Consider the following 12038-nt stretch of genomic DNA (forward strand, 5'->3'; position numbering starts at 1 on the left):
CGTTCCGGTGTTCCCTGTTCCCTTACTCCTGTGCCTAAGAAACTATCGACAGAGCTTGAGGGCTATTTTTTTGCCGAAGATCGCTGCGATCGCGTCAGTTTGACCGATATGGTGGCGATCGCCGGGGAACGGGCCTTCGGCTTCTTGTTAGTACTATTATCCATTCCTTCGGCGTTACCCATTCCCGCGCCAGGCTATTCAATTCCCTTTGGAATTGTCATTTTTTGGCTTTCGGCTCAGTTGGCTTTAGGACGAAAACGTCCTTATTTACCGAAACGATGGCTGGCTAAAGATGTTGCCCTAGAGACGGTTCGGGGAATCTTGCAGAAAGGACTTCCCTGGTTACGACGGCTTGAAGTTCTCTCTCGTCCCCGCCTGAGTTTCATCTGTACTCAGTTGTGGGGACGAGTGCTGATTGGCATTGCCCTGTGTTTGATGGCAATGTCGATGATGATACCCATCCCCTTAACCAATACCCTGCCGGCGATTGGCGTATTTGTTACCGGATTGGGGTTGTTTGGCGATGACGGCGTGGTTACCCTGGGAGGATTGACCATCTGCCTGATGGGATTAGTCCTAACCACCTCAATTTTTATCTTTGGTTACGAAGCGGTGTCTGCGGTGATTGAGATGATTAAGACCACCATTCGCTGAGAACCGGGGCCATGGCGGTCTAATCCTGGCGTTAATCCCGGTGTTAATCCTGGCCTTATCCTGGCCTTATTCGATAAACAAAGCCCGTGAGGTGATATCCTCTCGATTTAAGGGCTGCTCAGAGCGAGGTTCAGTTTCTGGGGGAACAAAGGTTCCGAAGTCCTCGCTGACGGGTGCCGGGGTGTGGGCAAATTGTTGATTATTGGGTCCGACATGAGCTGAGAGTCCTGAGACGGCGGCCACGAACAAAGCGGCGATCGCCGTTCCACCCCAAGCCAGTCGTCGTTGCCGCTGTTGCCGCATCCGAGCAAACACTTTAGCGGTGGTTTCCTCCGCCGACACCGGATTGTCAGCCACAGGCATCAATTGCACGCCAGAACTGATACAAGATAACTGTTGATAAATCTGCCGCGCTTCGGAGTCACAGGCTAGCAAACGCTCTGCCTGTTTCCGTTCTTCTGGGGTGACTTCCCCATCGAGATAGCAACTGAGCAAAACAAACAAATCTTCTGTTCGTTCAGCATCGTGAGCTTCGGGGGAGCCTCCAAATTGGTCGTCGAAATGGTTGAGGGTCATGATGCAATTCACCACCTAGCTGTTCAAAGGTAACAGCGACGTATTTTAGGGTACAATTCGCCACTTCCGTAGTTCTACTGAAGTTTGACTGACGTTTAACGGACGACAGTTTCGTGCCTGTAATGGAAAGTTGATAAGGGTTTAGGGATGATGTAAGCCCTAAGAGTCCTGGGACAGACAGTATGAATACGGTTCATACTTGGCTTGACGTATAACCCTGGGTCTAAAGTTCCTGATTCGGCTTAACTATCAATGTAGTTCTTTAATTCCGATTGTAAACGATGGCGAGCGCGAGCAATACGGGACTTGACCGTTCCGAGGGAGACGCCTGTAATTTCGGCAATCTCTTCATAGGCCATCCCTTCGATTTCTCGCAAGACAATGGTGGTGCGGAAGGCTTCGGGGAGGTCGGCGATCGCCAGCCGCAGTTTACTATAAAACTCATCAGTGGCCAGGGCATCATCAGGGCCGGGTTCATCGGCGGCAATTTCCCACTCTCGTTCCCCATCATGGGTTCTGAAGGTGGCATCGAGAGAGAGGGGAGGACGAACCCGCTTGCGTTTGCGCAGTTCATCGTAAAACAGGTTGGTCGTAATACGACTGAGCCAACCTTTGAACTTCACGGGATCTTGGAGTCGGCGGACATTGCGATAAACGCGAATCCAAACCTCTTGCGCTAAATCAGAACGATCTTGCCAATCGGGGGCAAGATGATAAAGAACTTTATCAACGTAGGATTGATAGCGACGTAATAGCTCAGCGAACGCGGCTCGATCTGGGCGAGCGCCAAGCTGGCAACGACGAACTAAGTCTAAATTTGAAAGCTGAGCCGGAGGAACCACGGGTGTTTGGGGAATGGTCGCCTCAACCGCAGACCAAGATAATGAAATAGAATGTGTCATGGGTATATCGGGGCGATCAGGAATCTACCTATTACTGGGAAGACGTTGCACTTATGCTAAGAGTTCCCGGATGATTGCCCCTGGCCTGTGGTGAGGTTGATGAACTGTCACGGATTTGTCTCCCATCTTAGGCGATCGCGTCGCGGGTCTCTAAGCTAAGAAACGCCGATTTGCCCTTCATCTGTTACCGCCACTGTGACCCTCCCTGTTTTCAACCCATCTGATCATGAACAGCATTGTGACATTTTACCGAGACGCAGAACAGATTGATGCTCTCAATGCCGAGGCCGAGATGCTGTTTGGGTATTCGACGGAAGCGGTACAGGGGAGATCGCTGACTCTATTATTCCCCAACTGGGATAGGACGGATGACTCGAACCTCGGACAACACGCCGATGGTCATCGCTTTCCCTGTCAGGTTGAGGTGCTGACCGGAGCGGAGATTTCCGTGATTACCTGTCGGCCGCTTCTCCCCGATGCCGGCCCGCTTAACGAATTGACCCTATTACAACGGTTTGTTGAGGATGCTCCCACCGCCATCGCCATGTTCGATCGCCAAATGAGCTATCTGCGTGTCAGTCGTCGTTGGTTGAGCGAGTTTCATCTGCAACGACAGTCGCTTCAGGGGCGATCGCATTATGAAACCTTCCCCTTATTCGAGCAAGATCCCGAGGCGAGGCAACGTTGGCAACGTCGTCAACAGTCCTGTTTGGCCGGCAACATTGAAACCGGCGATGATGAACCGGTCCGTCATGCTGACGGCAGTTTAGATTGGTATCGCTGGGAGATGCGGCCCTGGAAAACCGAGACGGGAGAGATTGGCGGGATTCTCCTGTGGACGGATAACATTACCCACACCAAAACCGTCCGCGATGAACTCTATGAAGCCAAGGAAGCCGCTGAAGCCGCCAATCGCTCCAAAAGTACCTTTTTGGCGAATATGAGCCATGAATTGCGTACCCCGCTCAATGCCATTATTGGCTACAGCGAAATGCTCAGTGAGGAGGCTCAAGAAGACGGCTATGAGGAGATTGCCTCGGATTTAAGCAAAATTCGCGGCGCCGGGAAACATCTGCTGTCCCTGATTAACGATATTCTCGATATCTCCAAAATCGAGGCAGGACGCATGGATCTCTATATTGAGGCCTTTGACTTAAATACCCTAATGCTGGAGATTGAGGCCACCGCCACGCCACTGATTGAGGAGAAAAATAATCGCTTGATTCTCAATGGGGACGCGGAATTGGGCAATATGTACGCCGATTTAACCAAAGTGCGGCAAGTGTTGTTTAACCTCATCAGCAACGCCGCTAAGTTTACTGAGGAGGGGGAAATCACCTTTGCTGTGCGACGAGAACAGATCGGCGATCGCCCCTGGATTGCCTTTGAGGTCAGGGATACGGGGATTGGCATGACCGCCGAACAACTGGACAATGTTTTCACGGCCTTTAGCCAAGCCGATGCCTCGACGACTCGGAAATATGGCGGAACTGGGTTGGGGTTGGCCATTGCCCGCCATTTCTGTCAGATGATGGGGGGGGATCTTCAAGCGAGCAGTGAACCGGATGTCGGGTCGAGTTTTATTGTGAATCTGCCCGCTGAACCCATTGATATTCTCGATGATCCCATTGAAGAGGGCCAGAAACGGGAGAACAGTGGCCGGTCAACTGGGGTCATTTTGGTGATTGATGATGATCCCGATACGTTAGATTTAATTTCCCGGCGCTTGACAAAAGACGGGTTTTATGTAGAGAGCGCCAACAATGGTGAAGAGGGTCTGGCTAAGGCCCGTCAACTTCATCCCGATGCGATTATTCTCGACATTCTCATGGAAGGGATGAGTGGCTGGAATGTTCTCTCGGAACTCAAAGCCGATCCAACTCTGGTGGATGTTCCGACGATTGTGGCCACGATTCTCGATGACCGTAATATCGGGTTTACCCTGGGGGCCTCAGACTATCTGGTGAAACCGGTGGATAACCAGCAACTGACGCGGTTGTTGGAAAAATACCAACGGCGTTCGGGAAACCAATATCCTCCCCGCCGCGATCGCATTTTGGTGGTCGAAGACGATGATATGACACGGGAGATGATGCGGCGGACGTTAGAGAAATTTGGCTGTAATGTGGTGGAAGCCAACAATGGACGCGCGGCCCTCGATGCGGTGGCGGCTGAGGTTCCCCAGTTAGTGCTGTTGGATCTGATGATGCCGGAAATGGACGGGTTTGGCTTCTTGGCTAAATTCCGGGAAAATCCTCAATGGCGAGGGGTTCCGGTGGTGGTGGTGACGGCGATGGAGTTGACGGCCAGCGATCGCCAACGACTTGACGGCTGTGTGGTTCATATCCTGGAAAAAGGAACCGCCACCCGCGAGGAACTTCTGTATGAGGTGCGAGAGCGCTTATTGGCTAGCCTCAACTTGTCCTCCACAGAATCTTCGGGAAAATGGGAGAATGGATGAGCTGTATTGAGAGAACCACAACCGTGCAACTGAAATCCGTCCAAGCGGTGGGTCGTTGTTGGCTCAACGGACGAGATCGCTGCTGGAGACTTGCCGATGATGGCTAAAATCTATGGCTAAAATTTTACTGGTTGAAGATAACGAAATGAATCGGGATATGCTGTCGCGGCGTCTCCGACGCAAGGGCCATGAGGTGGTTGTGGCGACGGATGGCGCGGAGGGGGTGGATCTGTCTATCCGTGAAACCCCTGATCTGATTTTGATGGATATGGGGTTACCGGTGATGGACGGTTGGGAGGCGACTCGGACGATCAAAGCGGCGGCGAAAACTCAACAGATTCCGATTATTGCTCTGACGGCTCATGCGATCGCCGGCGATCGCGAAAAATGTCTCGCCGCTGGCTGTGATGACTACGATACGAAGCCGGTGGAGTTTCCCCGTTTACTGACGAAAATTGAAAGCCTGTTGTCATCTCCGTCATCTTAAGTCGATCGCTCTTCGCTCTGTTGTGTAAGCCTGTGTAAGCCGCTGTTCTTCTGCCAAGGTTTGTATTTGTAAAATGATTGATGATGCCAATTCTCAACGCCTGACGCGGCTGACTCAACTGGGGATTGTTGCCGGTTGTGGGTTTGTGGCGATCGCCTGGTTTTTGGATCTCTGGGCCAATCCCAGTTCCCAGGGACTCTCGCTGTTGCAACGCCATCTTCAGAACCCCGTCTTATGGCTGGTTGATACGATACCGCTCCTGAGTGGACTGGTGGCCCGTCGCTTTGGCCAACAAATTGCTCGCCGGGATTTAGAACAACAGCAACAACGCCAAACCTTGAAAAACCAAAGTCGGGCCTTGGTGGATTTGGCCCGTAATCAACAGTTTGAAACCGGTAGCATTTCGGCCACCCTGAAAGGGATTGCTCAGACGGCGGCCCAAATTCTCAATGTGGCTCGGGTGAGTTTGTGGCAGTTTGATGGCGATCGCCTGGTGTGTTTGGAAGTCTATTGTCGTCAAACGGACAGTCATCGTAAAGGGACAACCTTGGCGATTCGTGATGTTCCCAACTATACTCGCGCCCTGGAGAGCGATCGCTGTCTCGCCATCTCAGATGTTAACGCAGACCCCCGTAGTCAAGCCCTGGCGGCGGCCTATTTCACTCCTAACCAAGTTGTCGCCGTTCTCTGCGCTCCCGTGCGTTTAGGGCGCAAAATGGCTGGGGTCGTCTGTTGTGAACAGGCCCATAGTCCCCGACGGTGGACGGTGGAGGAACGGACGTTTGTGGCTTCGATTGGGGACTTTGTGGCCCTGGCTCTGCAAACGGGCGATCGCACCTCCGCTGAAGTGGCTCGCTGGGAAAGTGAAGAACGGTTCCGCTGGCTCTCCGAGGCCACCTTTGAGGGCATTATCATTCATGCTGATGATGCCATTCTCGATACGAACCAGGCTCTGGGAACCCTATTTGGCTATTCGGATACTGAACTGCTGGCCATGAACCCGCTGCAACTGTTCGCTCCCGACTGTCGGGCCGCGGCCCGAGAGCCGCTGCGATCGGGGTCGGAGAAAACCTCGGAATTGACGGGACTGCGGCGAGATGGCAGTCTCTTTTCGGTAGAGATACAAGGACGCTCTCTCCCCTATTACGGTAATAAAGTGCGGGTGACGGCGGTGCGGGATATCAGTGAACGCAAAGCCGCTGAAGTGGCTCTACGACAGAGCGAAGCTCGTTATCGAGCCATTTCTGAACTGGCGTCAGACTATATCTACGCCGCTGAAGTCAGTACCGAGGGGATCCTGGTGGTGCAATGGGCCACCCAGGCCTTTGAGGAGATTACGGGGTACAGCATCGAAGATATCCAAGAGTTGGGAGGATGGTCTGAGGTCATTTACCCCGAAGATCGACCCCAAGCGCGTCGGGTTCCGAGCAACAACAGCCAGAATTGGGACGGGATGCGGGAATATCGCATTTTCACCCGCAGCGGCGAGATTCGTTGGCTACGAGACTATGCTCGTCCCGATGGTGATGAGCCGGGGACTGGCTCGGGGGGAAAGACTCCGTTACGCTTACTTGGGGCCGTCAAAGATATTACTCTGGCGAAACAGGCTGAGGAAGAACTGTATCGAGCGAAAGAGGCGGCGGAAGCGGCGAACCGCTCTAAAAGTGCTTTTTTGGCGAATATGAGCCATGAACTGCGGACTCCTCTCAATGCCATTATTGGCTATAGCGAAATTTTGCAGGAGGAAGCCGCCGAGGAGGGGAATGAGGAGGCGGTTGAAGATGTGCAGAAGATTCGCACGGCGGGGAATTATCTGTTGGCGTTGATTAACGATATCCTCGATATCTCCAAGATTGAAGCGGGGAAAATGGAGCTATATCTCGAATCCTTTGATGTGGCGATGTTACTTGAGGAAGTCTGCGTGACGGTGGAGCCGTTGGTGGCGAAGAATCAGAATACCTTGAGGATTGAGGCGGATTCTGAGTTGGGACAAATGCAGGCGGATTTGACGAAGGTGCGACAGGTTCTCTTGAATTTACTCAGTAATGCGGCCAAGTTCACTGAGGCGGGACAGATTACCCTGGAGGTGACACGACAGGCTCAGACGATGCGCTTTCGGGTGGTGGATACGGGGATTGGGATGAGTGAGGAGCAAGTTCGTCAGTTGTTTGAACCCTTTACTCAGGGGGATGTCTCGACGACGCGCCAATATGGCGGGACGGGATTGGGGTTAACGATTAGTCGCCGTTACTGCCAGATGATGGGTGGGGAGATTACAGTAGAGAGTGAATTGAATCATGGTTCGACCTTTTTGGTTGAGTTACCCTTGATGGTTAATCGCTTGGCGATCGCCCTGAAGTCCTCAGCATCATCGGATTGAGGCTCACAGGATCGGCTAAACTGGGACAATGGCTCACGGTGCGCGATCGCCTCATGTCTCCGATTGTTGGCTGAGTGCTGAACGGGGGGTTGAGTGAGTTCTTAATGGACGGCTTGACGGGGGGGTTGACTGAGTTCTTGGCTCGATTTTTTGCTGACTAGAGGAGTTCGTTCATGACATCGCCGGAAACTGCTAGAGTCTTAGTTGTTGATGATAATGAGGCTAACCGCGATTTACTTAGACGACGGTTAAAACGCCAAGGTTATGAGGCGATGGTGGCAGAGGATGGCTTTCGCGCTCTGGAGTTGATGGCGGAACATCCGTTTGATTTGGTCTTACTAGATATTATGATGCCGGGGATGAACGGCTATCAAGTCCTCGAAAAAATCAAAGCTAATCCTGAACTTCGAGATATTCCGGTTTTAGTGATTTCAGCCCTTGACGACATTGAAAGTGTTGTTAAATGTATTGAATTGGGGGCTGAAGACTATTTACCAAAACCCTTTAATCCAATTTTGTTAAAAGCGAGATTGGGGGCTTGCCTGGAAAAAAAGCGCCTAAGAGACCAAGAAAAGGCATACCTCGAAAAACTAACGATTGAGCAAGTTAAGTCTGAGAAACTGTTGCTGAGTATTTTACCGAAACCCATTGCGGAACGACTCAAGCAAAATCCGCGAACAATCGCCGATAGTTTTGATGATGTTAGTGTGTTGTTTGCTGATATTGTTGGGTTTACGAAGTTATGGTCCCGGATTTCTCCGACGGAGTTAGTGGAATTACTCAATGAGATTTTTTCGGGGTTTGATAAGTTGGCGGAGAAAAATGGACTCGAAAAAATAAAAACGATTGGTGATGCCTATATGGTGGTGGGAGGTTTACCGATTCCTCGGCCGGATCATGCTGAGGCGATCGCCCAGATGGCGTTGGATATGCAAACCCGTATGGCCCAGTTTAATCGCGGTGACCACGAACCCTTTAGTATTCGCATTGGCATAAACACGGGTCCGGTGGTGGCGGGGGTGATTGGCACGAATAAGTTTATTTATGATCTTTGGGGCGATACGGTCAATACTGCCAGCCGTATGGAGTCTCATGGTATTGCCAATACGATTCAAGTCACTGAAGCCACCTATGAACGTTTAAAAGATTGCTTTAATTTTGAACGTCGAGGGGTGATTGATGTCAAAGGAAAAGGTAGAATGACAACGTATTTACTCCTCGATCGCCGCAGTCAATGCCCATAAATGCCCATGAATGATGCTGTTGTTCCCTGTTACTGGCCGGGCCATCGGGTCTTAGGCAAATTATCCCCTTGGTTCGTCGGACTCGTTAGCCTGACTGTAGCCAGTCCAGCGATGGGCCAAGCCAGTCAAAACTGGGTGACTCCCTGTTTAGAAACTTTGCAGCAGCAGACGACCCTCTCAGTCCCCCCTGGGGAACTCAGTCGTCCGGTGACTCGCGGCGAGTTGGCGGGGATGGTTAACCCAATTCGTTTTCCCCGAAGGCCTGCTGAGGAAGGTCTCCCCTACTTAAACGAGGGGAATGGGATTGAGGTGGAGACGGTGAACCCAGATCAATATCTCTCTCGGGGACAACTCTGGCAGATGTTAACGGAGGAGTTGGGCTATCAGGCGGCTAGACCGGCTCGGGAGACCCTGAACCAGTATTATCGAGATGGGATTCTAGTAGGGGATGATGGGGCGTTAGAGGCGATCGCAGCGGCAGCGGAACGAGGGTTAGTGGTCAATCCCTCGGGGTCTGATTGGCTGTATCCTCATCGGTTAGCGACGCGGGCCGATGTGGTGGCCAGCCTTTGTCAAGTGTTGGCGTTGGACCAGCCTGAATTTATGGGGTTAATTCCCTCGCAGTTTGTGGCCCCGATTGAGGTTCCCGAGTTGCGGGGAGTTTGGCTGACAAATGTGGACAGTGAGGTCTTATTTTCCTCTCAGAATCTACGGGAGGGGTTTGAACGTTTGCATCGTCTTAATTTTAATACGGTGTATCCGGTGGTTTGGAATTGGGGCTATACCCTCTATCCCAGTCAAGTGGCTGAACCGGTGATTGGTCGCGCCGTGGACCCAGAACCGGGGTTGCAGGGGCGTGATATGTTGGCTGAGGCGATCGCCTATGGTCAGGAATACAATTTACGGGTGATTCCCTGGTTTGAGTTTGGTTTTCAGACCCCGTCGTATTCTGAGTTGGCGCGACGGAATCCAGAGTGGTTGACGCAACGGTCTGACGGAACTCAGACGATTATGGAAGGGGAACATGAGCGGGTTTGGTTGAATCCCTTTCACCCGGAGGTTCAAGAGTTTATTCTCGATTTGGTGTTAGAAGTCGTCGAGAATTACGATGTGGACGGGATTCAATTTGATGACCATTTAGGGTTGCCGGTGGAGTTTGGTTATGATGCCTATACGGTGGAGTTGTATCGCCGTGAGCATGATGGGAATGACCCACCGGAGGACTTCAATGACCCGGACTGGGTGCGTTGGCGGGCGGACAAAATTACCGAGTTTGTGGGGCGAACGTTTGAGGCGGTGAAGGCGGTGAAGCCGGATGTGGTGATTTCGGTGTCTCCGAATCCCCAGCATTTTGCCTATGCGCGCTATTTACAGAATTGGCAGCGCTGGCAGGAGTTAGGCTATATCGAGGAGTTGGTGTTACAGGTGTATCGCAGTGATATTGAGGTGTTTATTGGTGAGTTGAACCGCCCGGAGGTGGCGGCGGCCCGGCGTCAGATTCCGGTGGGAATTGCGGTGTTGGCGGGGTTACGGAATCGTCCAACGGAAATGCCGTTAATTGAGGAGAAGGTGCGGACGATTCGTAATCAGGGGTTTGCGGGGATGTCGTTTTTCTTCTATCAGAGTCTCTGGGATTGGTCGGAGGAGTCTCCGGTGCAGCGTGAGGCGGGGTTGGCGGAGTTTTTCCGGGAGGCGATCGCGCCTCCGGATGTGATTGATGATTAGATGAGATAGTGGCGGTGAATGCTCGAATCGGTGGGCATCTATCGCCAATCCGGTTAAATGTCATAAACCTTTATGATTCGACCTTTGCCCAAATCTCTAGGAAAATTTAGGATAGTAAAAGACTTAGTTCTCCGACTCAGAGAGATGACAAGTCCTGGTCGCTTGTCAGTTCGATATCGTCAACGTCCGTTGTCCTTCATTTATGGTGGACAGGAGGTTGTGTTTCTCATTGACTGGTGTCGTACCAGATTGACGTATTGGCCCCGAAAACCTTGTTAAATTCATCGTCCTCGTTAACCCCGAGTTCCCCTATCTCACTGTCTCAACGGAGGGAGATTGATGGCTCGACGCAAAGCATCCGCGATCGCTTTATTCACTATTATCAAGACCAGGGGTTCCAAACGCTCCCCCGAGCGCCGATGTCGCACCCGTCGATTCCCATGTCATTCGTCATGAGTGCCGGATTGGTGCAAGTGGAACTGTCTCTGTCACGGTTTCCTGATTATCAGGGTCAGCAGTTTGTGCTGGTCCAAGACTGTTTTCGCCATTTTGATTTAGACAGTATTGGTCGAGATGAGAGTCATCTGAGCCTGTTTGAGATGCCGGGAGCCTTTGTTTTCGGCCCCAACGCCAAAGCCGCTACGATTCGCCGTATGTGGACGTTGGCGACGCAGCAGTTAGGGATCAATCCAGAACAGTTATGGGTGTCCTATTTCGCCGGAGGAGACCTCGAAGGCAATGCCTTACCTGCTGACGAGGAGACGTATGAGGCTTGGCGTGAGTTGGGACTGGCCCCAGAGCGATTGGTGGGGTTAGGGGTTGAGGACAACTATTGGCAACAAAGTCGGGGGTTAGGGTTTACCGGTGACCATCCTCGCAAATGTGGCCCCAATACGGAGTTGTTTTACGATTTGGGAGCGCGTCCTGATTGTGACGCCACTTGTGGGCCGCAATGTCGCTGTGGCCGATTTCTGGAGTTTTCCAATTCCCTCTTTATTGATTCGGAACTGGAGGAAGACCATCATGAGATTATCCCCTTGGACAATCCGTTTACAGAGACAGTGATTGGCACTGAGCGGGTGGCGGTGATTTTACAGGGAGTTTCGTCAGTGTTTGAGACGGCTGACTATCGTCCTCTGATTGGGGTGATTCGTCAGTATCGCCAGGCGCAAGGGTTACCGGAGGGGATGGCTGAGGAAAGTGAACGGATTATTGCCGACCATCTCAAGGCCCTCTGGGTGCTGGTGGGGGACGGCGCACCGCCTCCAGGGAAGAATGGACGGGAACGGATTGTTAAGTTATTGATTCGGCGGGCGATCGCACGTTTGATGGTCTTAGAGATTGAGGAAACCGCCTTTTTCCCAGTTTTCCTCTCCTCGCTGGTTCAACAGTGGCAAAAACGTCAGGGGTCTCGGGAGGGTCAGACGGCGTTAAGGGAGTCTAGGGTTGAGACGTTATTGAAATATATTGAGGCGGAATCGGTGCGGTTTCATAAAACCGTTGAACGGGGTCATGACAAGCTTAGGCAGTTTATTGCCAATTGGGGTGAGGGATTGGATGATGAGACATCTTTGGAGGCAAACCTTATCGATATTGAGAAAAATTGGGG

9 protein-coding genes are annotated in these 12038 nt (G+C 52.0%); 7 read left to right on the plus strand and 2 right to left on the minus strand.

Annotated features, from left to right (window positions below; all coding sequences use genetic code 11):
- Window positions 1-30: 30 nt before the first annotated feature.
- On the plus strand, window positions 31-654 hold the full coding sequence (locus R6U67_RS08015; protein ID WP_410252059.1) for an exopolysaccharide biosynthesis protein: 624 nt from the start codon (window positions 31-33) through the stop codon (window positions 652-654).
- 66 nt (window positions 655-720) lie between these two features.
- Here the strand turns inward: R6U67_RS08015 and R6U67_RS08020 are convergent, their stop codons facing one another.
- Both R6U67_RS08020 and R6U67_RS08025 read right to left on the minus strand, forming a co-directional pair.
- A complete protein-coding gene (locus R6U67_RS08020; RefSeq protein ID WP_410252060.1) occupies window positions 721-1230 on the minus strand; it encodes an anti-sigma factor family protein in 510 nt (169 codons plus the stop codon).
- A gap of 242 nt (window positions 1231-1472) precedes the next feature.
- Window positions 1473-2132 (minus strand): sigma-70 family RNA polymerase sigma factor, encoded by a 660-nt coding sequence (locus R6U67_RS08025; protein WP_068789633.1) that lies wholly within the window; start codon window positions 2130-2132, stop codon window positions 1473-1475.
- A 226-nt stretch (window positions 2133-2358) separates the two neighbouring features.
- Here R6U67_RS08025 and R6U67_RS08030 point away from each other — a divergent pair, with 226 nt between their 5' ends.
- The 6 genes from R6U67_RS08030 to R6U67_RS08055 form a co-directional block, all read left to right on the plus strand.
- Window positions 2359-4593, plus strand: coding sequence for a response regulator (locus R6U67_RS08030; RefSeq protein WP_410252061.1), 2235 nt, complete (start codon window positions 2359-2361; stop codon window positions 4591-4593).
- A 112-nt stretch (window positions 4594-4705) separates the two neighbouring features.
- Complete coding sequence (locus tag R6U67_RS08035; RefSeq protein WP_410252062.1) at window positions 4706-5080, plus strand: response regulator; 375 nt, start codon at window positions 4706-4708, stop codon at window positions 5078-5080.
- A 73-nt stretch (window positions 5081-5153) separates the two neighbouring features.
- Entirely contained in the window at window positions 5154-7460 is a 2307-nt protein-coding gene (locus R6U67_RS08040) for a PAS domain S-box protein (protein WP_410252063.1), read from the plus strand.
- A gap of 173 nt (window positions 7461-7633) precedes the next feature.
- Window positions 7634-8704, plus strand: coding sequence for an adenylate/guanylate cyclase domain-containing protein (locus R6U67_RS08045; protein ID WP_410252064.1), 1071 nt, complete (start codon window positions 7634-7636; stop codon window positions 8702-8704).
- A gap of 6 nt (window positions 8705-8710) precedes the next feature.
- A complete protein-coding gene (locus R6U67_RS08050; protein WP_410252065.1) occupies window positions 8711-10429 on the plus strand; it encodes a glycoside hydrolase family 10 protein in 1719 nt (572 codons plus the stop codon).
- Window positions 10430-10701: 272 nt separating this feature from the next.
- On the plus strand, window positions 10702-12038 hold a 1337-nt coding region (locus R6U67_RS08055), incomplete at its 3' end, for an alanine--tRNA ligase-related protein (protein ID WP_410252066.1).

Origin of the sequence: Sodalinema sp. (genome assembly GCF_046483825.1) — a bacterium.
Lineage (GTDB): Bacteria > Cyanobacteriota > Cyanobacteriia > Cyanobacteriales > Geitlerinemataceae > Sodalinema.